20 protein-coding genes are annotated in these 25471 nt (G+C 51.0%); 16 read left to right on the forward strand and 4 right to left on the reverse strand.

Features of this window, described 5'->3' with window-relative positions:
* Nucleotides 1-466: 466 nt before the first annotated feature.
* On the forward strand, nucleotides 467-1240 hold the full coding sequence (locus I2H39_RS26030; RefSeq protein WP_195627903.1) for a class I SAM-dependent methyltransferase: 774 nt from the start codon (nucleotides 467-469) through the stop codon (nucleotides 1238-1240).
* Here the strand turns inward: I2H39_RS26030 and I2H39_RS26035 are convergent.
* The 4 genes from I2H39_RS26035 to ychF all read right to left on the reverse strand — a co-directional run bounded on the left by I2H39_RS26035 (nucleotide 1237) and on the right by ychF (nucleotide 5234).
* On the reverse strand, nucleotides 1237-2499 hold the full coding sequence (locus tag I2H39_RS26035) for an MFS transporter (protein ID WP_195627904.1): 1263 nt from the start codon (nucleotides 2497-2499) through the stop codon (nucleotides 1237-1239). The two genes, I2H39_RS26030 and I2H39_RS26035, sit on opposite strands and share 4 nt — an antisense overlap.
* Nucleotides 2499-3245, reverse strand: coding sequence for a TetR/AcrR family transcriptional regulator (locus tag I2H39_RS26040; protein ID WP_195627905.1), 747 nt, complete (start codon nucleotides 3243-3245; stop codon nucleotides 2499-2501). The genes I2H39_RS26035 and I2H39_RS26040 overlap by 1 nt, the downstream gene beginning before the upstream one ends.
* 93 nt (nucleotides 3246-3338) lie before the next feature.
* Nucleotides 3339-3923, reverse strand: coding sequence for a helix-turn-helix domain-containing protein (locus tag I2H39_RS26045; RefSeq protein WP_195627906.1), 585 nt, complete (start codon nucleotides 3921-3923; stop codon nucleotides 3339-3341).
* A 213-nt stretch (nucleotides 3924-4136) separates the two neighbouring features.
* Complete coding sequence (ychF, locus tag I2H39_RS26050) at nucleotides 4137-5234, reverse strand: redox-regulated ATPase YchF (protein WP_195627907.1); 1098 nt, start codon at nucleotides 5232-5234, stop codon at nucleotides 4137-4139.
* Between the two features lie 1119 nt (nucleotides 5235-6353).
* Between ychF and I2H39_RS26055 the strand changes: the two genes are divergently transcribed.
* The 15 genes from I2H39_RS26055 to I2H39_RS26125 all read left to right on the forward strand — a co-directional run bounded on the left by I2H39_RS26055 (nucleotide 6354) and on the right by I2H39_RS26125 (nucleotide 25452).
* The gene (locus tag I2H39_RS26055; RefSeq protein WP_138308835.1) at nucleotides 6354-7691 is read left to right on the forward strand and encodes an FAD-dependent oxidoreductase; all 1338 of its coding nucleotides are present in this window, start codon (nucleotides 6354-6356) and stop codon (nucleotides 7689-7691) included.
* A gap of 87 nt (nucleotides 7692-7778) precedes the next feature.
* Nucleotides 7779-8669, forward strand: a complete 891-nt coding sequence (gene lgt, locus I2H39_RS26060) for a prolipoprotein diacylglyceryl transferase (RefSeq protein ID WP_195627908.1) — start codon at nucleotides 7779-7781, stop codon at nucleotides 8667-8669.
* 365 nt (nucleotides 8670-9034) lie between these two features.
* Complete coding sequence (gene mraZ, locus I2H39_RS26065; protein WP_002567056.1) at nucleotides 9035-9460, forward strand: division/cell wall cluster transcriptional repressor MraZ; 426 nt, start codon at nucleotides 9035-9037, stop codon at nucleotides 9458-9460.
* On the forward strand, nucleotides 9460-10407 hold the full coding sequence (gene rsmH / locus I2H39_RS26070; protein ID WP_138308831.1) for a 16S rRNA (cytosine(1402)-N(4))-methyltransferase RsmH: 948 nt from the start codon (nucleotides 9460-9462) through the stop codon (nucleotides 10405-10407). Before mraZ ends, rsmH begins: the two co-directional genes overlap by 1 nt.
* A 112-nt stretch (nucleotides 10408-10519) precedes the next feature.
* Nucleotides 10520-11050, forward strand: a complete 531-nt coding sequence (locus I2H39_RS26075) for a septum formation initiator family protein (RefSeq protein ID WP_138308829.1) — start codon at nucleotides 10520-10522, stop codon at nucleotides 11048-11050.
* 13 nt (nucleotides 11051-11063) lie between these two features.
* Nucleotides 11064-13454, forward strand: coding sequence for a penicillin-binding transpeptidase domain-containing protein (locus tag I2H39_RS26080; protein ID WP_195627909.1), 2391 nt, complete (start codon nucleotides 11064-11066; stop codon nucleotides 13452-13454).
* A gap of 71 nt (nucleotides 13455-13525) precedes the next feature.
* Nucleotides 13526-15316, forward strand: coding sequence for a penicillin-binding transpeptidase domain-containing protein (locus tag I2H39_RS26085; RefSeq protein ID WP_195627910.1), 1791 nt, complete (start codon nucleotides 13526-13528; stop codon nucleotides 15314-15316).
* 70 nt (nucleotides 15317-15386) lie between these two features.
* The gene (mraY, locus tag I2H39_RS26090) at nucleotides 15387-16355 is read left to right on the forward strand and encodes a phospho-N-acetylmuramoyl-pentapeptide-transferase (RefSeq protein ID WP_195627911.1); all 969 of its coding nucleotides are present in this window, start codon (nucleotides 15387-15389) and stop codon (nucleotides 16353-16355) included.
* A gap of 87 nt (nucleotides 16356-16442) precedes the next feature.
* The gene (gene murD, locus I2H39_RS26095; RefSeq protein WP_138308820.1) at nucleotides 16443-17801 is read left to right on the forward strand and encodes a UDP-N-acetylmuramoyl-L-alanine--D-glutamate ligase; all 1359 of its coding nucleotides are present in this window, start codon (nucleotides 16443-16445) and stop codon (nucleotides 17799-17801) included.
* Nucleotides 17802-17886: 85 nt separating this feature from the next.
* Entirely contained in the window at nucleotides 17887-19044 is a 1158-nt protein-coding gene (locus I2H39_RS26100; protein ID WP_347563833.1) for an FtsW/RodA/SpoVE family cell cycle protein, read from the forward strand.
* 93 nt (nucleotides 19045-19137) lie between these two features.
* Nucleotides 19138-20412, forward strand: a complete 1275-nt coding sequence (gene murA, locus I2H39_RS26105) for a UDP-N-acetylglucosamine 1-carboxyvinyltransferase (protein ID WP_195627912.1) — start codon at nucleotides 19138-19140, stop codon at nucleotides 20410-20412.
* Nucleotides 20413-20486: 74 nt separating this feature from the next.
* Entirely contained in the window at nucleotides 20487-21218 is a 732-nt protein-coding gene (locus I2H39_RS26110) for a cell division protein FtsQ (protein WP_138308814.1), read from the forward strand.
* A gap of 257 nt (nucleotides 21219-21475) precedes the next feature.
* On the forward strand, nucleotides 21476-22333 hold the full coding sequence (locus I2H39_RS26115) for a MurR/RpiR family transcriptional regulator (protein ID WP_195627913.1): 858 nt from the start codon (nucleotides 21476-21478) through the stop codon (nucleotides 22331-22333).
* Between the two features lie 101 nt (nucleotides 22334-22434).
* Nucleotides 22435-23961: an FGGY-family carbohydrate kinase gene (locus tag I2H39_RS26120; protein WP_138308811.1), complete on the forward strand. Its 1527-nt coding sequence runs from the start codon at nucleotides 22435-22437 to the stop codon at nucleotides 23959-23961.
* Between the two features lie 138 nt (nucleotides 23962-24099).
* Nucleotides 24100-25452, forward strand: a complete 1353-nt coding sequence (locus tag I2H39_RS26125; RefSeq protein ID WP_195627914.1) for a GntP family permease — start codon at nucleotides 24100-24102, stop codon at nucleotides 25450-25452.
* The last annotated feature ends 19 nt before the right edge of the window (nucleotides 25453-25471 follow it).

Consider the following 25471-nt stretch of genomic DNA (forward strand, 5'->3'; position numbering starts at 1 on the left):
CCCCGCAGCCGTAATGTAGTGTGAGGGATACGGCTTTGGTCTGAATAATATCAACTAATCTACCACAAAAAAATGGAAAAAGCAAGAAAATACGGTTTCAGATATAAAAATAGGGTGAAAACACGAAATCTTATTGTTTTTATTTATAATACAAAAAAATATGCTGAAAACAGCCGGAAAAGCCTTATGTATTTACCCCTTCGGGCATAAGGGAGTATAATGATTACATCCCGAAGCTGTAAGGACAATTGGAGAATCAGACAGGGATACGTGCTGATAGCAGCAGACACACAGGCCTGTTTTGTGGCCGGCAAGGAGGAATTATGAGAAAAAGCATGTCAGATAACTACCCGGCGCAGCCTTAAGGCAGACAGCCATTGTGTCGGGATGAAAGAATCAGGCTGTCATTTCCGGGGCTGCGCCCTATCCATGGAACCAGGTGATGAATAGGGAAAGGAGCAGCGCTATGAAGACTGAGGAATTAAAAAAGATATGGAAAGCCGAGGAGGCTTTGGCCTACATTCACGGGTGGGATTTTTCGCACATAGAAGACAGGTACAGGGAGGAGGGCGGCCTGCCCTGGGATTACAGGACAATTATCCTGTCCCATCTTAAAGACCGGGACTATCTTTTGGATATGGACACAGGGGGAGGCGAGTTTCTCCTGTCGCTGGGCCATCCATACGGCAGGACCAGTGCCACTGAGGCATATCCGCCCAATGCAGAGCTGTGCCGGAAACGTCTGGCGCCTCTGGGAATTGATTTCAGGGAGGCGTCGGGAAATCTTCCTCTGCCGTTTCCGGACAGCTGTTTTGATATGGTCATAAACCGTCATGGGAATTATGCTGCAGAGGAAGTGTACCGCATCCTGAAGCCGGGAGGTATATTCATAACCCAGCAGGTGGGGGAGGAGAATGACAGGGATTTGGCAGAGCTGCTTTTGCCGGGCACGCCCAAGCCCTTTCCAGGAATGAACCTGAAGCTGCAGTCACGGACCCTTACCGGGGCAGGCTTTGAAATCATGGAAAAAGGCGAGGCCTTCCGCCCCATACGTTTTTTTGACGTGGGAGCCCTTGTCTGGTTTGCCAAAATCATTGAGTGGGAATTTCCGGGCTTTTCCGTGGATGGCTGCCTGGACAGACTGTTTGCTGCCCAGGACCTTCTGGAGTCACACGGCTCTGTTGACGGGACCATCCACCGCTATATGATGGCTGCCAGGAAGAAAAGGCCTGCGGATTAAGAGACTGTGATTTCCGCCCACAGATGTCTGGCAGCCAGGGAAACCAATGCCATGGCAATGCATATAAACAGGGCCGGAAGAAAAAGCCTTGCCGAGAAGGTCTGGAAGATAAACCCGCAGACCAGCTGCCCCAGGGGAGCCGCACACTGTGCTGCCGCCGTGATAATGGCCATCACCTTTCCCAGATTTTCGTTGGGGGTTTCTTTCTGGACCTTTGTGACAATGAAGATGGAGATGATGGTCATAATCATGGCAATGGGCACGGCGCATGCCAGGAATAACAGGTAGGACGGATAAAAGCCGCAGCTAATCAGAGCAGGGGTCACAGACAGGGCCATGGGAAGAATCAGCAGGGTGATGGCTGCCAGCAGGCGGTAAAGGTTATCCATGCGCATCTTCCCAGCCACGGCTCCGATGGACAGGGCGCCCAATATGGTTGCCAGATTGATGGTTCCCATGCCGATGCCGTACATGGCATCGGTGCTTTTCATGGCAACCCTTAAAATCACAGGGCCTCCCACCACAAAAAGGGGAGTCAGAATCAGATTCATCAGGGCTGCCAGAACCATGGAGCGCAGTATAAGGGGATTTCGGACCACATAGGAAAAACCTTCCTTCAGGTCAGCTGCCATGGTGGGAAGGACAGGTCTGGTGAATTCACGTTTGTGGAAGGGGATGCGGATGAACAGCTCCAGTATGGCGGAACAGAAAAAGGCGGTTCCGCTGATAAACACCAGGGCCCTTACTCCGAATATACCGTAGAACATGCCGCCAATCAGGGGAGCAGCCACATTGGACAGGGCCTGGACTCCGTTTACAAGACCGTTGGCGCCTTCCAGATGTTCTTCCTTTACCAGTAGGGGAATGCTGGCTGTTACCGCTGGTTCATACATGGAGCTGATGACGGAAAGCAGCATCATGACAGCGGCTGTAAGAAGAATGGAAGTCCCTCCCAGGCGGAGGCTTAAGTAGTACATGAAGATGACGGCGCTGCTGGTAAAGTCGAAGAGCACCATCAGATTCCGTCTGTTGAAACGGTCGGCAATGGCTCCGCCCACAGGAGAAATCAGCAGAGGAAGGTTGGAGAATGCATAAAGGGTGGCATAGATGTCGGCCCTCCCCGTTATATCCAATACATAGAGAGACAGGGCGAACCGCAGCAGGGCCGAGCCCAGGATGGAAATAATCTGTCCGATTACCATAAGGCGGAAATTGACGCTGTTTATATTTATGCTGCCGGATGAGGGATGATTTGCCATTATTCTTCCCTCCCTGACCGGGGCTGCGGTTTCTGGTGGGACTTCGGTTTCTGGCAGGGCTGCGGTTTCTGGCAGGACTCCGGTTTCTGGCGGGACTCCGGCGCAATGGTGTTTCCTGCGGCCAGAATCTGTTTCATGGGCTCAAAGGTTCCGGCTTCAGCGCCCAGGACAGCTTCCATGGCAGCTATGAATCCATTTACCTTTTGCTCCATCTCCGCTGGCGTCCATGCAAACATGGAGGAATCAAACAGTACCTGGCCGGAGGCCAGCAGTATCTGTATGGCTTCCAGGGGATATTCCGTGGAGAATATATGCTGCTCCACGCCCTGGGACACCACCTGGCCCAGGATAGGTGAGAGCGCCAGGATGGAGCGCACAATGCTTTTTTCGTGCATCTGCGCGTTGGCCGGCAGATGGAATTCCTCAATCATCCGGTCCTTGGGCCCGTCTGTCCGCGGCTGCTGGGCTGCTATGATACCGCAGAATTTCTGCACGGGCGTCAGTCCTTTATCCAGGGCAATCTGCCGTGCTTTCTGTACATCCTGCTCAATGAAACGTTCTATGATGGCGTCCATCACCTCTTCCTTGGATTTAAAATAATAGTAAAAAGTACCTTTTGCAATGCCTACCTGCTCCAGAATATCTAGGATAGTGGTTTTCCCATATCCTTTTACCGTAAAAAGTCTTTCTGCCGCGTCCAGGATTTCATTTTTCCGCTCATCCGCTTCTTTAACAATGCGTGCCATGTTCTGCCCTCCTATTCTATAGACCGACCGTCGGTCTATGGAGTATCATACAAGATACAGAGAGCAATGTCAATGGGATTTTGGAAAAAGGGCCTACAGACTGGTTGAGAAAAGCCCGTGGCTGCTGCAGCAGATATACAGCATTCCGTGATGAGTCCTGGGAAAGCGTGCCTGGGCTGCCTGTTCAGGGTACAGCTTAATTAAAAGCACCCTGTCCCAGGCAGCGTATGCCATAAATGTAATGTAGTGCTGTTTTTCCATATCATGTTCCAGAGTGATGTAATAATCACCTTCCACCTCCTCCGCGGACACATGGTGGGACAGGTCTGCCGGTCTGGCCTTCAGGGGATTCAGCTTCCTGCCGCAGCAGGAGATTTCCGCCATGCCTGTGCCTGTTATCACATTGCCGCAGACAGGGCACATATAGAATTTAATTCGTTTCATATTTCCTCCATCTTTTTCATTGGGTTCCAAATCGCCCAACAGTATTTTTTCAATATTTACCCCCAAGACATCTGAAAGCTCCTGAAGCAGGGAGACATCAGGACATCCAATGCCCCGCTCCCATTTGGAAATGGTCCTGTCGCTGATGTTCATTGCATGGGCCAGGGATTTCTGGGTCATTCCTTTTTCCGTTCTCAGCGTATAAATTAATTTTCCTACTTTGCTGCAATCCATGTTTTTCACCTCCTTGTTTATCATAGTCCATATGGCATATAAATACAACAAACGCTCCGTGGAGTCGGGGAAGAGAAGGAAAAACCGGCATCATCCATGGTTTATGATGGCGGATGATGCCGGTTTTTCCACTGACATGTGAATCGTGAAAGGATTCGTATCAGAATCCCATAACTCTTATGAGTATATTCAAAGCCAGCCTTGCAGGCTGTATTATACATTAAAACGGAAGAGGACCACATCCCCGTCCCTCATGACGTATTCCTTGCCCTCGGAACGTACCAGACCCTTTTCCTTGGCCGCGTTCATGCTGCCGCATGCCATCAGGTCATCGTAATTGACTACCTCGGCGCGGATGAAGCCGCGCTCAAAATCACTGTGAATCTTACCTGCTGCCTGAGGCGCCTTGGTGCCTACCTTGATGGTCCATGCACGGCTCTCCTGGGGACCTGCTGTCAGGTAGCTCATAAGGCCCAGAATGCGGTAGCTGGCTGCAATCAGCTTCTCCAGGCCGGATTCCGTAAGGCCCAGGTCATCTAAAAACATTTTCTTCTCATCGTCGTCCAGCTCAGCTATTTCCTGCTCAATCTCAGCGCAGATAACGAATACTTCACAGTTGTTCTCATCAGCAAACCCGCGGACAGCCTGAACATACTGGTTGCCGGCTCCGTCGTTTGCAAGGTCATCCTCCGCTACATTGGCGGCAAAGATAACAGGTTTCCATGTAAGAAGGTTCAGGGTATTGATGAACTCCCTGGCATCATCGTCCTCGGGCTCAAAGCTGCGGGCCAGCTTTCCGTCCTCCAGGTGGGCTTTGATGGCCTTTAACAGCTCAACTTCCTTTGCCAGCTCCTTGTTGTTGAATGCGCCCTTGGACTGCTTGGCAATGCGGCGCTCCAGAATCTCAATGTCGGAGAAAATCAGCTCCAGATTAATGGTTTCAATGTCACGGAGAGGGTCAATGCTGCCGTCCACGTGAATGACATTGGGGTCGTCAAAACAGCGCACTACATGCACAATGGCGTCCACCTCACGGATGTTGGAAAGGAACTGGTTGCCCAGACCTTCGCCTTTGGAAGCGCCCTTTACCAGGCCGGCAATGTCCACGAACTCGATGACAGCAGGGGTTGTTTTCTCTGAGCTGTACATGGCGGTGAGCTTGTCCAGACGCACGTCGGGAACCGGAACAACGCCTACGTTGGGGTCAATGGTACAGAACGGATAATTGGCTGATTCCGCACCTGCCTTTGTCAGAGAATTGAAGAGGGTACTCTTGCCGACGTTGGGGAGTCCTACGATACCTAATTTCATATGATTACCTTCCTATCTGTATGTGATATATGATGGTTCAAATACGCCCGGGCTTCTGGCGGGGCGTTCTGATTCTATTACAGCTTTATTATCATATCATAAATGATAGGGAAATTAAAGGGGAAAATGTGTGGTGTGAGGGGGACGCGGACGGGGGAGAGGGTCGGGAAAATGAGCGGGCGGGGGCGGGGAGATTTGACTCATGGTTCCCTCGGGGGCTGTCTCTAAGGCTGAACCGGGGACAAAGCAGGGGTACAGCGGCAAATTACGGAGAAATCTTGATGATTTCTCCTCCATGTGCCGCCGTCTTCGGGCCGTGCAGGCCCTCAGCCGCCCCCTGCTTCGCCCCCGGTTCAGCCTAAGAGACAGCGGCCCTCAGTAAAAATCGTCAAATCTCCCCGCCCCCGCCCGCTCATTTTCCGGCTGGTCTGCTGACCGTCCGCTCACTCATCCCACCACAAGGAGAGAGGACGCGTACGCTGAGTGAGAGGGAGGGAATGAGGCGGAGTTTTGTATAATGTAATACGCGAGATTTTTTCTCGTATAGATGGGGCGCGGAAAATCTCAGGGGATAATGTTATGGGTGAATGCTATGGGGAAATATTATGAGGGAATGTTGTGGGAGAGTGCTGCGGGAGAAGGTTGATAGAAGGTTGATATGGGAAGATGGAATATCTGAAGAGCTGTGAAGGATTTTCTCACGAAGAATTATTTCTATGCTTGATGAAAAGGAGATGAATGATAACGAGGAGAAGTATTCTCACATAACAAATGGAGAGGGTTTAAGGTGATGCAGAAGAAACTGATTTTGATGGCAGGAAAGTATGTTTTTAATAGATGAGATTTTTTCTCGCAAAATAAGATTGGCTCAGGAAGGTTAGCTGCAGTCAGCTCATCCTTATATAGGATTACTTCTTATTATATATAGTGCGTTATATATAGTACCTTCAATTAGATATATTCTGTACAGCACCTTTTATTTAACACATTTTTATTGGGATTTATAATATTGGCGCTTTTTGGCAACAATAGTTGTGACTGGATTTTAGTGATGAGGATTATATTGTTTTGGTAATTATGAAGGATTGTAAATGATAAGATTGCAGGAGGTTATTATCTATGGAAGAAACAATTGTCGTCGTTGGGGCGAATCATGGGGGGACGGCGGTTTTGAATACTATATTGGACCAGTTTCCGGGGAAACGGGTGGTGGCTTTTGACAGGAACTCTAATATCAGTTTTCTGGGGTGCGGCATGGCCCTTTGGATTGGCGGGCAGATTTCGGGGCCTGAAGGGTTGTTTTACTCCAGTAAGGAGGCCTTTGAGGAAAAGGGCGCTGTCATTCATATGGAGACAGAGGTTACCAGAATTGATTTTGACGGTAAGACTGTGTATGCCAGGGGAAAGGATGGTGAGGACTATGTGCAGGCCTATGATAAGCTGATTCTGGCAACGGGGTCGGTTCCGCTTCGTCCTGAGATTGAGGGGATGGATCTGGATAATGTGCAGTTTGTGAAGCTGTATCAGAATGCCAGGGATGTAATTGAAAAGCTTAAGGATACCTCCATTCAGAAAGTGGCTGTGGTGGGCGCGGGATATATTGGGGTGGAACTGGCTGAGGCTTTTAAGAGGAACGGCAGGGAGGTGGTTTTGATTGACCTGGCGGATACCTGCCTGTCCGGGTATTATGACCGGGAGTTTTCTGACAGGATGGCGCACAATCTCAGGGAGCATGGTGTGAAACTGGCTTTCGGGGAGAAGGTGATCAGACTGGAAGGAGGCAGACGGGTGGAACGGGTGGTCACGGACCAGGGATGCCATGAGGCTGATATGGTGGTGTTCGGCATTGGGTTTAAGCCTAACACGGACCTTGGGCAGGGAAAGCTCAGAACCTTTGGCAACGGTGCTTTTCTGGTGGACCGCAGGCAGGAAACCAGCGTGCCGGGAGTGTATGCGGTGGGGGACTGCGCCACGGTTTATAATAATGCCATACAGGCAGCGGATTATATTGCACTGGCTACCAATGCGGTGCGCTCCGGCATTATCGCGGCCCACAATGCCTGCGGCAAGGTTCTGGAATCCGTGGGGGTGCAGGGGTCCAACGGCATCAGTATATGGGGGCTCCATATGCTCAGCACGGGAATCAGCCTGGCCAGGGCAGAACGGATGGGATACGATGCAGCGGCAGCGGATTATGAGGACTGGCAGAAGGCGGAGTTCATGGAGAACGGGAACCATAAGGTGAAGATACGCATTGTGTATGACAGGAAATCCAGAATCATCCTGGGAGCCCAGATGTGCTCGGATTACGATGTTTCCATGGGCATTCATATGTTTTCCATGGCAGTGGAGGAACAGGTGACCATTGATAAGCTGAAGCTGTTTGACTTATTCTTCCTACCCCATTTTAATAAGCCGTATAACTATGTGACCATGGCTGCCCTGGGTGCCCGGTAGGTTTTTGGCTGGTAAATACCTTCTTGCTTTTTATACTGCTTCGGGGTAAAATGGGGAAGTATATCACATAGGAAGGAGATTATCTTTATGGAAGCAGTTACGGGAGCAGATTTGAGTTTTGTGAATCTGGGTATTACCATAGAGCATCTACCCAACAGCATTACAGTGTTTGGGTTCAGGATTGCATTTTACGGTATCATCATAGGACTGGGGATGCTGGCCGGCATGGCCATTGCGTGTTCGGATGCCAGGAGAAGGGGACAGAATCCGGATATTTATCTGGATTTTGCACTTTATGCCATCATCTTTTCCATTATGGGAGCCAGGGCCTATTATGTTATTTTTGACTGGGCTAATTATAAGGATGATTTGCTGCAGATATTTAACCTCAGGGCAGGAGGACTGGCTATCTACGGGGGAGTGATTGCGGCGGCCCTGACCCTTATTGTATTTACCAGGGTAAGGAAGCTGTCCTTTTTTTCCATGGCTGACAGCGGCGTCCTGGGACTGATTACGGGACAGATTATCGGCAGGTGGGGGAATTTCTTCAACTGCGAGGCCTTTGGCGGGTATACGGATAACCTGTTTGCCATGCGCATCCGTAAGAGTCTGGTAAACCCCGCCATGATATCCCAGCAGCTTGTGGACAATGAGATTGTGGAGCATGGGATTTCCTATATTCAGGTGCATCCCACTTTTTTGTATGAATCCCTGTGGAACCTGGGCGTGCTGATATTCATGCTGTGGTACAGGAAACGCAAGAAGTTTGAAGGGGAGATGCTGTGGGTGTATTTCTTTGGATACGGACTGGGCAGGGTGTGGATTGAAGGACTGAGGACAGACCAGCTGAAGATTCCGGGAACAGGATTTGCCGTGTCACAGCTTTTGTCGGCTGTGCTGGTGGGCGTGTCGGCGGCCGTGATTCTTTACCGCCACCGTCACCCGAAAAAGGGGGACAAAGTGGAGGAAACCGTCTAAGGCATGTACGCTTCCCCACTTTTGGGAAAGCGGAAGGAAAGTGGCGGCGAAAAAACATGGGATGGGTCCCCACCAGGGGCATCAAAGGCTGAAAAAATCAATATTTTGTGTCTGGTGGGGGACTCGTCCCACATATAGAGGCAGTTGCGGAAAAGCCCGCAGCTGCCTTATTTTTTCGCAATTTTTTTATAAGATTTCCGTAAAAACTTCTTGCCATTTCCCAAAATCTGTACTATGATGGACATACAAGTGGTAGAAAGTGGTGCAAAGTGGTAGAAGATGGTTGTTAAGTGGATGAAGTGGGGGATATCGGATGTCTCCCACAGCTGTCCACTACCGCTCCGGTGTACGGCAGGTGATAAGTTATGTTCATGGGTGAGTACAATCATACAGTCGATGCGAAGGGACGGCTTATCGTACCTTCCAAATTCAGAGAGCAGTTAGGCGATGAATTCGTTGTTACGAAGGGCCTTGATAACTGCCTTTTTGTGTATGAGAATTCAGAATGGGCTGCCCTTGAAGAAAAGCTTCGCACACTGCCTCTTACCAATGCCGCCGGACGTAAGTTTTCACGTTTCCTCCTAGCAGGAGCTACCACCTGTGAAGTAGACAAGCAGGGAAGGATTCTCCTTCCGGCCGTTCTTCGGGAATTTGCCGGAATCGAGAAGGATGCAGTACTGGTAGGTGTGGGCAGCCGCATTGAAATATGGAGTAAGGATAAATGGCTGGATGCAAACACCTTTGATGATATGGAAGAGATTGCAGAACATATGGAAGGTTTGGGAATTTAATGGAGGAATCAACATTTGTACATAAGTCCGTACTTTTATATGAGACAGTGGGGAGTCTGAACATCAAGCCGGGAGGCTTGTATGTGGACGGCACCCTGGGCGGCGGCGGACATGCCTATGAGGTGTGTAAGCGTTTGGGCAGCGGAAGGCTGGTTGGAATAGACCAGGATGCGGACGCCATAGAGGCGGCCGGGAAACGGCTTCTGCCATTTCAGGACAAGGTGACCATTGTCAGAAGCAATTACGCCAATATTAAGGAAGTACTGAAGGAACTGGAAATCCAGGGAGTGGACGGAATTTACCTGGACCTGGGAGTGTCCTCCTATCAGCTGGACACGGCTTCCAGGGGATTTACCTACCGTGAGGACGCGCCTCTTGACATGAGGATGGACCAGAGGAACGAAATCACAGCCGCCCATATTATTAATACTTACAGCGAGATGGAGCTGTACAGGATTATCCGGGATTACGGAGAGGATAATTTTGCAAAGAACATAGCAAAGCACATTGTAAGGGCAAGAGGGGAACACCCCATAGAGACAACCGGGGAACTGGCGGAAATCATCAAGGGAGCCATTCCGGCCAGGGTAAGGGCAACGGGAGGCCATCCGGCCAAGCGGACTTTCCAGGCCATCCGGATTGAGTGTAATCATGAACTGGAGGTTTTAGAGCAGTCCATTGATACCATGATAGACCTTCTGAATCCGGGAGGCCGTCTCAGTATCATTACCTTCCATTCGCTGGAGGACAGGATTGTGAAGAGCCGGTTCCGGTTAAACGAAAATCCCTGTATCTGTCCTCCTGAGTTTCCTGTCTGCGTGTGCGGGCGGAAGAGCAAGGGGAAAGTGGTGTCCAGAAAACCCATATTGCCGTCAGAAGAAGAGCTGGAAGAAAACAGCCGTTCTAAGAGCGCTAAGCTGCGCGTCTTTGAACGGAGAGAAGCATAGTCATAAGACAGGTGTTTTTCCGGTTATAAGGATACGAAAGACAGCAGGTGGCAGGAAGGCCGGCCAAAGCCGGTAACCGCCGCCAGATTCAGATAGAAGGGAGGATAAGGTTATGGCTGCAAGGGCGCAGGCGTCGTCAGGACGCAGGAATACACACAGAAACACCAGACCCATGTACGGCAATGATTATGTGCAGGGTTCTGCCGCACCAAAGCTAAGGCCCCAGACTGCTCCAAAGCAGGAGACAAGGCCGGGGAAACCATCAGGCAGCCAGTCGGTCCGGAGTAACCACCGGATTCGCCGCAATCAGGAGCGGGCCATGTATATGGACCTTCCATATGTCATCATGCTTACGATTGCGTCTGTATTTACCTTATACCTCTGTATTAACTACCTCCATGTGCAGTCCTCCATCACGGCCAGGATGCATCATATTGAGCAGATGGAGGCGGAGCTGGAACAGCTTAAGGCGGAGAACGACGCCCTTGAGACCAGCATCAATACCAGCATCGACCTCAACAAGATATATGAGATTGCCACCAAGGAGCTGGGAATGGTGTACGCCAAGAAGGACCAGGTGCTGTTATATGACAAGACAGAAAGCGAGTATGTAAGACAGTATGAAGACATCCCGGAACACTAAATCCGGGGGCCGTATGGGGAAAGGCAGCAGCGGCAGCAGGAAGGACAGCGGAAACGGCCCCAGGGAACAGGAGCAATACAGAAACGAACAACGGAATAACCAACGCGGGAAGTATTATTATCCCAAGTATATACAAGAGAAGCTGGCAATCACCGTCCTGGTGATTACGCTGGCTTTATTTGCTTTGGTAATGATTCTGTACCGAATCATCAAGGACAACAATGAGCAGTATAATAAAATCGTCCTCTCCCAGCGCCAGCAGGAGTATGACAGCCGTATTATCCCCTACAGGCGGGGCGACATTGTGGACAGGAACGGCACTTACCTGGCTACCAGCGAGAAGGTGTATAACCTGATTATTGACCCGGGCCAGATTATGTCGGACCCGGAAAACTTTCTGGAACCTACTATCCAGGCCCTGGTCACCAGCTTTGGCTTTGACGCGGGAGAGCTGCGGACCCTGATTGAGGAGCGCAGGGAGACAGCGTATCTCAGATATAACAAGGGGCGCCAGCTCACCTATGACCAGAGAGTGGCCTTTGAACAGATGGCCAGGGAGACAAATGAGGCTTACCGCAAGAGCGATAACGACGCGGAGGCCAGGAAGCGGGTTAAGGGCATCTGGTTTGAGGATGAATATAAGCGCATTTACCCCTATAATTCCCTGGCCTGCAATGTGGTTGGATTTACCAGCAGCGACGGAAGCGTGGGTACGGGCGGCATTGAGCAGTATTACAACAGCAGCCTGATTGGGGTCAATGGGCGGGAATACGGATACCTGGACCAGGACTCCAACCTGGAGGGCGTGGTAAAGCCGGCCGTGGGCGGCAACACAGTGGTATCCACCATTGATGTGAATATCCAGAACATTGTACAGAAATACATTGACGAGTGGCAGACCAACGTGGGCAGCAAGGTAACGGCTGTCATTGTCATGAATCCCAATAACGGGGAAATTCTGGCCATGGGAACCAGCAATAAATTCGACCTGAATAATCCAAGGGACGTGTCCGGCTATACGGAGCAGGACCTGTTTGACCTGGGAAAAAAGGAGGCGGCGGCTGTGTACCGGCGGGAAAATGACGGGGCAGTCATTACCGAGGACCAGGTGCTGGAGCATTTTTCCAGGGAGGATGTGATTTCCTATGGACAGCAGGTGGCCTGGAACCAGATTTGGAGGAATTTCTGTGTCAGCGATACCTATGAGCCCGGTTCGCCTTCCAAGATATTCACTGTTGCCACAGGCCTGGAGGAAGGGGTGCTTAAGGGAAATGAAAACTTTGAGTGTACCGGCTACCTCCATGTGGGAGACTATGATATCAAATGTACGGCCTGGCGCAGGGGCGGCCATGGGTGGCTGAACCTTCAGGAATCCCTGATGCAGTCCTGTAATGTGGCTATGATGCGCATTGGAGCCATGATAGGAAGGGAGCGCTTTACAAAATACCAGGGCATATTCGGATTTGGAGACAAGACAGGCATTGACCTGCCCGGTGAGGCGGACGGTCTGGTTTACAATGCGGACAACATCGGGCCGACGGACCTGGCTACCAATGCCTTTGGCCAGAACTACAACTGTACCATGGTGCAGCTGTCCGCTGCATTCTGCTCTGTTTTAAACGGCGGTTCCTACTATGAGCCCCATGTGGTAAAGCAGATTCTCAATGAACAGGGGTCTGTGGTGGAGAAAAAGGAGCCTGTGCTGGTGCGAGAGACAGTATCCCAGTCCACCTCTGATTTCCTGAAGAATGCCATGTTCCAGACCGTTGAAACCGGTACGGGAAAGGCGGCCCAGGTCATTGGCTACGATGTGGGAGGCAAGACAGGTACGGCGGAGAAGCAGCCCAGAAACGCCAAGAATTATCTGGTATCCTTTGCCGGGTTTGCACCCATTGAGGACCCCCAGGTATTTGTGTATGTGGTCATTGACACGCCCAATTATCCGCCGGGAGAACAGCAGGCCCACAGTTCCTACGCAAGCGCTGTTTTCTCCAAGATTATGACGGAAATTCTTCCTTATTTAAATATATTCCCCACCAAGGACCTTCCTGAAAACGAGGCAATCCAGGAGAGCCTGCCTTCCTCCGAGGGCATAAATGAGCCTGAAACCGAGGCGGAAGGCGCAGAGGGGACAGAGGAGACTCCGGCTGAGACGCAAAGGCAGTACGAGACAGATGAATATATGCCCGGCGGGGATGACGGCGAGGGCAGCGGCCTGCCGGATGCGGTTCCCACTGCGGCTGAGGAGGGGGACGGGACCGGAAAGGGTCCCGGGTCTGCTCCGGTGTCGGCGCTGCCCCGTAAAACCAGCGGTGAGAACAGCGGACAGGCAGGTCCTGGCCAGGAAAGCAGCCAGGGAGCTGAGCCGTCTTCCGGGGAGGAAACCGCCAGGCCCTCTGAGTAATCAGGAGAAAAATTCATAAAATGTGACGGGCTCCAATATATTATTAACAATGATGGACACCGGAGCTGCTCATGTATTCTAATTTAACGAAACACAGAAAGAATATAGCCGTCCTGGCACTGCTCATAGCCATTGTCATGGTGAGTCTGTCAGGGCGGCTTGGCTTTCTTATGCTGTTCTGTTCCGAGCATTACAGCGCCATGGCGGAGGACCTTCACCAGAGGGAGCGTACCATTAAGGCGGCCAGGGGGCGTATCATTGACGCCAATGGGGTCGTCATTGCGGATAACAGGACAGTGTGTACCATTTCCGTCATATACAATCAGGTAAAGGACCGGGAGCAGGTTATACGGGTATTGTGCGATGAGCTGGACCTGGATGAGGAACTGGTGAGGAAACGGGTGGAGAAGCACAGTTCCAGGGAAATCATCAAGACCAATGTGGACAAAGAGCTGGGGGACCGGATACGCTCCTACCGGCTGGCAGGCGTCAAGGTGGATGAGGACTATAAACGGTATTATCCCTATGACAGCCTGGCCTCCAAGGTTCTGGGATTTACCGGGGGAGACAACCAGGGCATCATTGGCCTGGAGGTAAAGTACGAAAAATATCTGAAAGGAATGAACGGCAAGATTCTCACCATGTCCGATGCAAAGGGTGTGGAGATAGAGAACGCCGCAGAGGACAGGATTGAACCCATACCGGGAAATGACCTTCATATCAGCCTGGATGTGAACATACAGAAATATGCGGAGCAGCTGGCCTACCAGGTGCTGGAAAAGAAAAACGCCAAGAAGGTGTCCATCATTGTCATGAATCCCCAGAACGGAGAGCTGATGGCCATGGTCAATGTGCCGGAGTTTAATCTAAACGACCCCTTCACGCTGGACCAGAACCTTCGGAGCCAGAGCCTTCAGGAGCTGGCTGCCCGGAACCAGGGGGCCACGGGGGCGGAAAAACAGGAGCTTCTGAACCAGATGTGGAGGAATACCTGCATCAATGATACCTATGAGCCGGGTTCCACCTTTAAAATCATCACGGCGGCAGCCGGACTGGAATCAGGGGTTGTGAAGCTGACGGACCAGTTTTCCTGCCCCGGCTTCAGGGTGGTGGAGGACCGGAAGATAAGGTGCCATAAAGTGGGGGGACACGGGGCGGAGACATTTCTCCAGGGAGCCATGAACTCCTGCAATCCGGTATTCATCGACGTGGGACAGCGCCTGGGTGTGGACGGCTATTATAAGTATTTTACCCAGTTCGGACTGAAGGGAAAGACGGGAATCGACCTGCCTGGGGAGGCTGCCACCATCATGCACAAAAAAGAGGACATGGGACTGGTGGAGCTGGCCACTGTTTCGTTTGGGCAGTCCTTCCAGATTACGCCTGTGCAGCTTATCACCACGGCTGCCTCCATTGTAAACGGCGGAAACAGGGTGACCCCTCATTTCGGTGTGGAGACTGTGAGCGCAGACAAAACATCGGTGCGCAAGCTGGATTATCCTTCCGGGGGAAGAATCCTGTCAGAGGAAACCAGCGCCACCATGCGGTATGTGCTGGAGCAGGTGGTATCAGAGGGAAGCGGAAAAAAGGCCAAATTGGAGGGATACCGCATCGGCGGCAAAACCGCCACGTCGGAAAAGCTTCCGCGAAGCCTTAAAAAATATATTTCATCGTTCATTGGTTTTGCTCCGGCTGACAATCCGCAGGTCATGGCCCTCATTACCATTGATGAGCCGGAGGGGATATATTACGGCGGAACCATAGCTGCCCCGGTAATCGGAGATTTATTTAAGAATATACTTCCTTATCTGGGAATTGAGGCAGTGCAGGAAGAAACTGCTGTGCACCTTTCTAATCCATAGTTGATTATTCCCGGAAAAAGACGTATACTAATTACCAAATAAGACATACATATGAGATTGAGGTGCCTTTATGATTCATGAAACCATACTAGCTATTATCATTGCATTTGCCATCAGCGCATTGCTTTGCCCCATTATCATCCCCTTCCTGCACAAGCTTAAATTCGGGCAGCAGGTCAGGGACGACGGACCACAGAGCCATCTGAAAAAGCAGGGAACGCCTACCATGGGCGGCCTGATTATACTCTGCAGCATCATCATTACATCTATCTTTTATATTCCCAGCTATCCCAAAATCATTCCCGTGCTGTTTGTCACGGTGGGATTTGGAATCATCGGTTTTCTGGACGATTATATCAAGATTGTGATGAAGCGCTCCGAGGGGCTGAAGCCCATGCAGAAGTTAGTGGGCCAGTTCATCATCACCGGCATCTTTGCCTGGTACCTGCTTAACAGCGGGGAGGTAGGGACGGATATGCTGATTCCCTTTACAGGCGGCTTTGACGGGGGCAGCTTCCTGTCCCTGGGAATCTTCTTTGTACCTGCGCTGTTCTTCATCATGCTGGGTACGGACAACGGGGTGAATTTTACAGACGGCTTAGACGGCCTCTGTACAAGTGTTACCATACTGGTCGCCACCTTTCTTACCATTGTGGCAATCGGCGAGGACATGGGCATCAGCCCCATGACGGGAGCTGTGGTGGGAAGCCTTCTGGGATTCCTGCTGTTCAATGTATATCCGGCCAAGGTGTTTATGGGGGATACAGGCTCCCTGGCCCTGGGCGGCTTTGTGGCTGCTTCCTGCTACCTGATGCGCATGCCTTTGTTTATTCCCATCATCGGACTCATCTATTTGGTGGAGGTGCTGTCCGTCATCATCCAGGTGACCTATTTTAAGCGCACCGGCGGCAAACGTATTTTTAAGATGGCGCCTATCCACCATCACTTTGAGCTGAGCGGGTGGTCGGAGACTAGGGTGGTGGCTGTCTTTGCCATTGTGACTGCCATCCTCTGCATGGTGGCTTATCTGGGGCTGTAGGTATTATATTGGTGTACATGTATCTGTCGCACGTAAGAGGCCGGAATACGGTCTCCGGGTGCTCATAACGAGGAGGTTAGTTGACAAATGAACCAAAGTCAGAGAGTTTTAGTGGCTGGAACGGGAATCAGCGGCATTGCTGCTGCGAAGCTGGTTCTTGAACGGGGCGGCGATGTGGTGCTTTATGACGGAAATACCGCCTTAAGGGAAGAGGATATCAAGGAAAAATTTGACAAGGATGCAAAGATAACTGTTGTGCTGGGGGATATCAAGCGTTCCGACCTGCTGGGCGTGGAGCTGTGCATCATCAGTCCGGGCATACCCTTAGACAGCCCTTTTGTGGCCGTGGTGGACGATGCCAAGATTCCCATTCTGGGAGAGATTGAGCTGGCCTACCAGTGCGGCCTGGGAAAGCTGGCCGCTATTACGGGAACAAACGGAAAGACCACAACCACTGCCCTAACGGGAGAGATATTAAAGGCCCGCTATGAGGAGACGTTTGTGGTGGGAAACATTGGCGACCCCTATACCGCCAAGGTGCTGGAGATGACGGAGGATTCCGTGACCGTGGCAGAGGTGTCCAGCTTCCAGCTGGAAACCATTATGGATTTCAGACCCAATGTCAGCGCAATCCTGAACATCACCCCGGACCATCTGAACCGTCACGGCACCATGGAGAATTACATCCGGATTAAGGAATGCATTACCCTGAACCAGACAGAGGAGGATGCGGTGGTGCTCAACTACGGCGACCCTGTTCTCAGGGAGTTCGGCCAGAATCCGGAGCTTAAGCCCAGGGTCATCTGGTTTTCCAGCAGGGAGAAGCTGAAGGATGGTTTCTGCATGGACGGGGATAACATTGTGTACTGCCAGAACGGCCGCCAGACCGTTGTGGTCAATGTCCATGACATGCAGCTCCTGGGCCGCCATAACTATGAGAATGTCATGGCAGCCGCAGCCATTGCCCTGGAAATGGGCGTTCCCATGGCGGACATTACAAGGGTCATTGAGGCATTCCATCCCGTGGAACACAGGATAGAGTTCGTCAGGGAGCGCACCGGGGTCAGGTATTACAACGACTCCAAGGGAACCAACCCGGATGCAGCTATCCAGGCCCTGAGAGCCATGCCGGGTCCCACTCTTCTCATTGCCGGAGGCTATGACAAGAACAGCGGGTACGATGAATGGGTGGCTGAATTTGAGGGCAAGGTCAGATACCTGGTGCTCATAGGACAGACCAGGGATAAGATTGCCGAGTGTGCAAAAAAGCATGGTTTTACGGAAATCATGTATGCAGAAGATATGCAGGAGGCAGTGCAGGTATGCGCCGTGTATGCGGACATCGGAGACTATGTACTGTTAAGCCCCGCCTGTGCCAGCTGGGGCATGTTTAAAAATTATGAAGAGCGGGGACGTGTCTTTAAGGAGTGCGTCATGGCTTTGTAGGAGGTAAGTGCGTATGGCGGGAAAGGTGCAGACGGCAGCCGGACCCTCCGGCCAGGTGAGACGGCCGGCCGGGAACGGGGAGCGGATGGAACAGCAGATGCCAAAGAAAAAAAAGAAGGCAAAGCGTTTTTATGATTACAGCCTTTTGTTCTGCATCATTTTCCTGACAGCTTTCGGGCTGGTAATGATTTACAGCGCCAGTTCCTATTCAGCGCAGCTGAGTAAGGCATATAACGGAAACGGTGCATATTTCATGCAGAGGCAGGCGGGAATCGCGGCAGTGGGTCTGGTGGCCATGCTCATCATATCCAAGATAGATTATCATATATTTGCCCGGTTTTCCGTGTTTGCCTATCTCATGTCATACATACTCATGATTGCAGTCAGCCTGATTGGCCGTGAGGTAAACGGCAAGAAGCGCTGGCTGGGAGTGGGGCCTTTAAGCTTCCAGCCAACGGAGTTTGTCAAAATAGCCCTGATAGTGCTTCTGGCTGCGGTGATTACCACCATGGGTATGAAAATTAATAAATGGAAAAATATGGGTTACGTGGTGGCCCTGACCCTGCCCATAGCGGGTCTGGTAGCCATGAACAACCTGAGTTCCGGCATCATTGTGTGCGGAATCGCTTTTGTCATGCTCTTTGTGTCCTGCAAGGTGAAGTGGCCCTTTTTCTCCATCGGGGCCCTGGGTCTTACAACTTTGGCCTTTGCCGGGCCCATTGGCAAGTTCCTGACCACAGTGGGATTGCTTCAGCCTTATCAGTACCGCAGGATTGAGGCGTGGCTGAACCCGGAGTCCGACCCTACGGACAAGGGATTCCAGGTCCTTCAGGGGCTCTATGCCATTGGTTCCGGCGGACTGGTGGGCCAGGGGCTGGGAGAGAGCATACAGAAGCTGGGCTTCCTGCCTGAGTCCCAGAACGATATGATATTTGCCATTATATGCGAGGAGCTGGGGCTGTTCGGGGCCGTATCCATCATCCTCATATTCCTGTTCATGATATACAGATTCATGATTATTGCCAACAATGCCCCTGATTTGTTCGGGGCCCTTCTGGTGGTGGGCGTCATGGGACACATAGCCATCCAGGTCATACTGAATATCGCGGTTGTGACCAACACCATTCCCAACACGGGAATTACCCTTCCCTTCATCAGCTACGGGGGAACGTCGGTGCTGTTCCTCCTGATGGAGATGGGAATTGTCCTAAGCGTGTCCAATCAGATAAAACTTGAAAAGTAACAGCAGGAATACCGCACAAGCGGGCACGTCCCGGCATATGCTTTAAGTAGAAGGTGTTTTCTACGGAAGGCATAGATACCAGGAGGTGCCCCATTGTCTGTCATTCAGGTTTGTGGTCTTACTCCCCTGCAGGGAGAGATATCCATACAAGGTTCTAAAAACGCCGTACTGCCCATGATGGCTGCGGCTTTGCTTCACAGAGGAATTACAGTGCTGACCAATGTCCCGGTCATACGGGATGTGGCCTGTATGCTGGACATACTGGAAAGTCTGGGCTGCCGGTGCTGCCACAAGGGAGACTGCCTTGTGATGGATGCCCGCAGCGTCACGGGGACATCCATTCCCGAAGCGTATGTCACTGCCATGCGTTCCTCTATCGTGGTGCTCAGCGCCCTGTTAGGACGCATGGGCGAGGGCAGCAGCTGTTATCCGGGCGGATGTCTCATAGGGGCCAGGCCCATTGACCTGCATCTGATGGCACTGAGGGCCCTGGGAGCCGATATCCGGGAACGGGATGGTACCATAGAGGCCAGATGCAGAAAGAACGGAGGCCTTAAGGGAACAGAAATCCATCTGTCCTACCCTAGCGTGGGGGCCACGGAACAGGCCATACTGGCGTCTGTGCTGGCAGACGGAGTGACCATTATCCACCAGGCTGCCAGGGAACCGGAAATCAGCCAGCTGTGCCGTTTCCTCAATAATATGGGGGCTGTTATCTGCGGCATGGGAACGGACCATCTGATGGTGCAGGGGGTATCCGGGCTGCATGACAGCAGCTTCCGGGTGGAGGGTGACCGGATTGTGGCAGGCACCTACGGGGCTGCGGCAGTGGCCGCTGGCGGGGAGGTCCTTTTGCGGGGCATACGTCCGTCCGAGCTTAAGGTGCCGTTGGAGGAATTTGAAAAGACAGGCGCTGCAGTGGATGCGGACGAAGAAAACTGCCAGATTCGCATAGGCATGTGGAGCCGTCCCCTTCCCCTTCTCATAAAGACAGAGCCGTATCCCGGTTTTCCCACGGATTTGCAGTCGCCCTTCCTGGCATTCCTGGCAACTGCCCGGGGTACCAGCTATATAGAGGAGCAGGTCTTTGAGGGCAGGTTTGCGACGGCGAAAATCCTGGAACAGATGGGGGCTGTCATACGGACCGAGGACCGGAGGGCTGTGATTGAGGGGCATTATCCCCTGAAGGGCGCTGCCGTCAATGCCTGCGACTTAAGAGGCGGAGCAGCCCTGATGGTGGCGGCCCTGGCAGCGGAGGGGGACACATTCATCGGGGAATGCCATCACATTGAGCGGGGGTACGAGGACATATGCAGGGATATGGCTGCATTGGGCGCCAATATCCGCTGGGTGGGGAAGGACTCCTGATGGCCGGAGGTAATTCCCGCAGATGGGGAAGGACTTATGGCAGGGGAGAATGATATTACCAGGTGAGGTACTGTATGAGAAATTATGGTAGTAAACATCATATAGGGGCAGGTATTGCCGTGGCAGTGGTACTGCTTCTGGCAATCCTGCTTTTGTCTGTGCAGATTCAGAATGTGACGGTGACAGGAAGCGGCCGGTATTCGGCCAAACAGGTGGAAGACCTTCTGTTCACCGGAAGGTGGGGGAAGAATTCAGCCCACGCCTATTTTTCGGACCGGTTCCGCCCCCACATCCAGATACCCTTTGTGGAGGATTATAAAATAGTGTTCCATAATCCGCTGGACGTGGAGGTAATCATATATGAAAAGAGCATTGTGGGATATGTGTCCTACATGAGCAGCTTCATGTATTTTGACAAGGATGGTATTGTGGTGGAGAGCTCAGGAAGCAGGCTGCCCGGCGTCCCATGGATTACAGGCATGGAATTCGGCAGGATAGTGCTGCACCGTCCCCTTCCGGTGGATGATAAGAATATTTTTGAGGAGATACTGAACCTGACGCAGCAGCTGTCGGTCTATGATATTGCAGTGGACCGCATCCAGTATGATTCCCACGGGCAGGCTACCCTGTTCATCGGAAAAATGGAGGTCACCATGGGGGACCACACGGATATTGACGGAAAGATATCCACCCTCAACGATATCCTGAAGGCCCAGCCCCAGCTTACGCAAATCAGCGGGACCATGAAGCTGGACAAGTATTCGGAATCCAACAGCGGGGCAGGAATTACATTTAAAAAGAAATGATTTTCTTTGGCTGATTATTTTTCCGGCTGAATATATGTACAGCAAAGCATTATTCATAATCTGAATAGTGCTTTTTTCAGATTGGTTTTTAAAGGCCATGGAATGTAACGGGTGAAGGGCGGCGGAGGATTCAAAGGAAGCGGGGGATGCAAGGACAGGGGTGGCGGGGGGTGAAAATAAAATAAAGTTTCAAAAATAAATATAATATATTGAAATTATAATTCAAATGCGCTATAATTATATCCAGGAGGTAGAAAATGGACAATCCAAATACGAGTTATCAGCTGAGAGTGCAATCAATATTGCCTTCCATCAACAAAAAGAATGAAAAGAAGATTTATGAATTCATTGAGACAAACAGGAAAGAAATCATACATATGTCTGTGGCGGACGCAGCAGAGGCCTGCGGGGTCAGCGAGGCAGCCATTGTCAGATATGCACAGAAACTGGGGTATAAGGGTTATCAGGCCATGAAAATAAGCATTGCCCAGGATGTGATTGAGCCGGGGCAGCAGATTTACAGCCAATTGGCAAAAGGAGACACCATCCCCACGATTGCGGACAAGATATTCGAATCAAATATCCAGTCCTTAAGGGATACCAGCGATGTGCTCAGCAGGGAAAATATAAACGAGGCTGTCAATCTGATTCTGGGATGCAGGCGCCTTCTGTTTTTCGGGGTAGGCGGTTCCGGCTGTGTTGCCATGGACGGACAGCATAAATTTTTGAAAATAGGCTATATGGCCATGGCGTTTACGGACAGCAATCTCCAGGCCATGGCTGCTTCCGTACTGACATCCCAGGATGTGATTGTTGCTGTTTCCCATTCCGGGGCTTCCAAGGACATTCTCATGGCCATGGAGATTGCAAGGCAGTCCGGAGCAAAGACAATCGCCATTACCAACTACGGAAAGTCTCCCATTGTGGAAAAGGCGGACGTTGTCCTGTACACGTCTTCCAATGAAACTGCTTTTAACAGCGATGCATTGTCCTCCAGAATAGCGGAGCTGACAATCATCGACATGCTGTATATAGGGGTGTCTTATAAGAGATACGATGAATCCTATGCCAATATACTTAAGACAAGAAAGGCATTGGATTCCACAAAAATATAAGGAGGAGGTGAATAAAACAGGATATGAAATCAAAGCATACAAAGGAGGTGATGAATCCATCAATGCGATTCATTTAAAAAATGGAGCAAGGAGGGCAGGGAATGTTTTGCGGAATCGATTTGGGGACTTCCAGTGTAAAGGCATCTGTCTTTGATGAACACGGCAGACAGCTGGCCTTTTCCAGAAGAGAGATTGATTTGGTACTTCCACAGACAGGATTGGCGGAGCTGGAACCGGAGAATTACCTGAATAAGGTGTACGAGACATTGGCGGATGTATCAGCGCAGTGCCGCGGGAATATCGTATCCATTGCGGTTTCTTCCCAGGCGCAGGCCGTGGTGCCTGTGGACCATAAGGGAAATCCCCTGTATAACATCATTGTTACGATGGATAACAGGACGCTGCAGCAGTACCGGTTTTGGAAGGAACACCATGACGAGTGGGAGATATATAAGCGCACAGGCAATGGATTTGCATCCATTTACACTGTAAACAAGATTATGTGGTTTAAGGAAAACAGGCCGGATATCTATGAAAAGGCTTGGAAGTTTTGCTGTGTCCAGGATTATGTGGTATTTAAGCTGACCGGGGAGGGTCCTTTTATCGACTATTCCATGGCCGGCAGAACCATGATGCTGTCCTCAAAACGTCCGGAATGGGACAGCGGGGTGCTGGATATGGCAGGAATATCAAAGAACAAATTATCGGAACCAGTCAAATCCACTGCGATTATAGGCAGGGTAAGGGAGGACATAAGGGCCGGACTGGGTCTGAGCCGGACCTGCCGTGTGGTCCTGGGAGGACATGACCAGGCCTGCGGTGCAATTGGAAGCGGTGTGATTACTCCGGGCATGGTGATGGATGCCTGCGGCACTGTGGACGCAATGGTTTCGGTTCTGCCTGGTTTTATAATAGACAGAGCCATGCTGGAAAATAAGCTGCCCTGCTACAGACATGCGGACGGAACCAATTATATTACCATGGCAATCAATACAAACGGGGGATTATTTTTGAAATGGTACAAGAATACCTTCTGCCATGAGGAATCACAGTTATGCGGTGAACAGAACTGTGATATTTATACATATATTATTAAAGAGTGCGCCAACACTCCTGCAGACATATATGTATTACCTCACTTGGAAGGCGCGGGTACACCAGTAAACAATCCGCTATCTCTTGGAGCCATAATCGGCTTAAGAGTCACTCATACAAAAAAAGATATAACCCGTGCTGTTTTGGATTCCCTGGGCTATGAGATGAAATTAAACCTCATGGCCATTGAGCAGAGCACAGGACAGTCAATCGAAGAAATACGCATGATAGGCGGCGGCGCCAAGACACCTAAATGGTTACAGATAAAGGCAGATATATTTAACCGCAGCATTACCGTGCTGGAAACCCAGGAAGCTGCATCCCTGGGAGCTGCCATCGCAGGCGCCGTGGGAACCGGATATTTTGAAGACTTCGGACAAGCCATCAGCCATATGGTCCGCCCGAAAGAAACATATATTCCCAATCCTGCCATGGTAAAGGAGTATGAAACAAGATTTGAGGAGTACAAAAACATATATCCGGGATTGAAGGATATCAATGAGAGGATATCCAGCCGTACATCTATATACTAATTCTGTTTCCTGGATTTGTCAATTCCATTTTTGTATTCCGGACATAGCGCTGAGTACAGCTTAATACGTGAGAAGAAAGGTATCAGTTGAAACAGGCGGTACTTTTATTAAAGTACGCCAAAAATAGGAGGTTATCATATGAGTGGGATTACATTAGCAGTGAATTTGGCCATATCAATTGCAATCATATTATTTTTAGTCCTTAAGTTTAAAATTAACCCGGTCATATCCATGATACTGGCCAGTCTGTACATGGGAATATCCTGCAGTCTTGGCTTCATGGACACCATTACATCCATCAACAGCGGATTTGGAAATCTGATGACAGGTATCGGCTTCCCCATTGGATTTGGAATCATGATGGGCCAGATACTGGAGGATTCCGGCGCAGCTGAATCCCTTGCAAAGTCCATATTAAAGGCCTTTCCGGGAAAAAGGGCGCCCTGGGCGCTGGGACTTACCGCGTTCCTGTTATCCATTCCTGTCTTTTTTGATGTGACGTTTGTTATATTGATTCCCCTTGGCATTGCAGTGGCAAAGGAGACAAAACGTCCGCTGGCATATTTTGCAGGTGCTATCGCCATAGGAGGAGTCAGCTCCCAGACCTTTGTGCCGCCCACGCCCAATCCGCTTGCAGCGGCCGCCATACTTAATTTTGATTTGTCTTATATCATTATCGCAGGCACGGTTGTGGGCCTGGCGGCAGCTGTATTTTCCATGTTTGTATGGTTCAGGATGCTGGACCGTCCGGGATTCTGGGATCCGGAAAAGGATGAGAACGGCCTTTTGGATATGGACGAGGCTGTTGTGAGCCGGGAGGACCTGCCCTCTCCATGGGCGGCAATCATTCCTATCTGTCTCCCTGTACTTACGATTCTCGTCGGCTCTTTCTGGCCGGTCATGACAGGCAGCGATGCTCCGGTGGCCATACAGTTCATTTCCCAGAAAACCATTGCAATCCTTCTGGGTCTGTTGGCTGCCTATGGAATACTGCTCAAACGGATGGGATGGAACGGGCTTAACGAGTCAGTGGGCAAGTCCCTGAAACAGGCAGGGGTGGTGCTGCTGATAACAGGTGCAGGCGGGGCTTTTGGCGCCGTGATACAGGCAACCAACATTGGCGAGGTTCTCATAGCAGGGCTGACAGAGGGCCAGTCCTCCACCATGCTTATTTTATGCCTGACCTTTGGAATCGGAGTCCTGTTCCGGGTGGCCCAGGGGTCAGGAACCGTTGCATCCATAACCGCAATGACCATCATGGCGTCCGTGGCACCGTCCGCAGGCTGCCATCCGGTGTATATTGCCCTGGCCGCACTGGCAGGAGGCAATTTCATCGGCCATGTCAATGATTCCGGATTCTGGGTGGTTACAAACCTTTCAGGCGCCAGTGTGACAGGCGGTTTGAAGACATATACATGGAATACCATAACCCTTGCGGGCATGGCATTTATACTTTCATTGGCAGGAGCAGCCTTACTGCCGATGGTGTGACATCTTAGCAGTGTAAAAA

This window comes from Clostridium sp. 1001283B150225_161107_B6 (genome assembly GCF_015556325.1).
GTDB lineage: Bacteria > Bacillota > Clostridia > Lachnospirales > Lachnospiraceae > Enterocloster.

Coding starts and splice junctions, on each gene's coding strand:
- I2H39_RS26040 (WP_195627905.1), bottom strand. CDS start 3,245: ATGGCACGCATTGTTAAAGAAGCGGATGAGCGGAAAAATGAAATCCTG.
- I2H39_RS26055 (WP_138308835.1), top strand. CDS start 6,354: ATGGAAGAAACAATTGTCGTCGTTGGGGCGAATCATGGGGGGACGGCG.
- I2H39_RS26085 (WP_195627910.1), top strand. CDS start 13,526: ATGTATTCTAATTTAACGAAACACAGAAAGAATATAGCCGTCCTGGCA.
- rsmH (WP_138308831.1), top strand. CDS start 9,460: ATGGAGGAATCAACATTTGTACATAAGTCCGTACTTTTATATGAGACA.
- I2H39_RS26125 (WP_195627914.1), top strand. CDS start 24,100: ATGAGTGGGATTACATTAGCAGTGAATTTGGCCATATCAATTGCAATC.
- I2H39_RS26075 (WP_138308829.1), top strand. CDS start 10,520: ATGGCTGCAAGGGCGCAGGCGTCGTCAGGACGCAGGAATACACACAGA.
- I2H39_RS26110 (WP_138308814.1), top strand. CDS start 20,487: ATGAGAAATTATGGTAGTAAACATCATATAGGGGCAGGTATTGCCGTG.
- I2H39_RS26100 (WP_347563833.1), top strand. CDS start 17,887: ATGGAACAGCAGATGCCAAAGAAAAAAAAGAAGGCAAAGCGTTTTTAT.
- I2H39_RS26120 (WP_138308811.1), top strand. CDS start 22,435: ATGTTTTGCGGAATCGATTTGGGGACTTCCAGTGTAAAGGCATCTGTC.
- I2H39_RS26035 (WP_195627904.1), bottom strand. CDS start 2,499: ATGGCAAATCATCCCTCATCCGGCAGCATAAATATAAACAGCGTCAAT.
- murD (WP_138308820.1), top strand. CDS start 16,443: ATGAACCAAAGTCAGAGAGTTTTAGTGGCTGGAACGGGAATCAGCGGC.
- mraZ (WP_002567056.1), top strand. CDS start 9,035: ATGTTCATGGGTGAGTACAATCATACAGTCGATGCGAAGGGACGGCTT.
- I2H39_RS26030 (WP_195627903.1), top strand. CDS start 467: ATGAAGACTGAGGAATTAAAAAAGATATGGAAAGCCGAGGAGGCTTTG.
- mraY (WP_195627911.1), top strand. CDS start 15,387: ATGATTCATGAAACCATACTAGCTATTATCATTGCATTTGCCATCAGC.
- I2H39_RS26045 (WP_195627906.1), bottom strand. CDS start 3,923: ATGGATTGCAGCAAAGTAGGAAAATTAATTTATACGCTGAGAACGGAA.
- I2H39_RS26080 (WP_195627909.1), top strand. CDS start 11,064: ATGGGGAAAGGCAGCAGCGGCAGCAGGAAGGACAGCGGAAACGGCCCC.
- lgt (WP_195627908.1), top strand. CDS start 7,779: ATGGAAGCAGTTACGGGAGCAGATTTGAGTTTTGTGAATCTGGGTATT.
- ychF (WP_195627907.1), bottom strand. CDS start 5,234: ATGAAATTAGGTATCGTAGGACTCCCCAACGTCGGCAAGAGTACCCTC.
- I2H39_RS26115 (WP_195627913.1), top strand. CDS start 21,476: ATGGACAATCCAAATACGAGTTATCAGCTGAGAGTGCAATCAATATTG.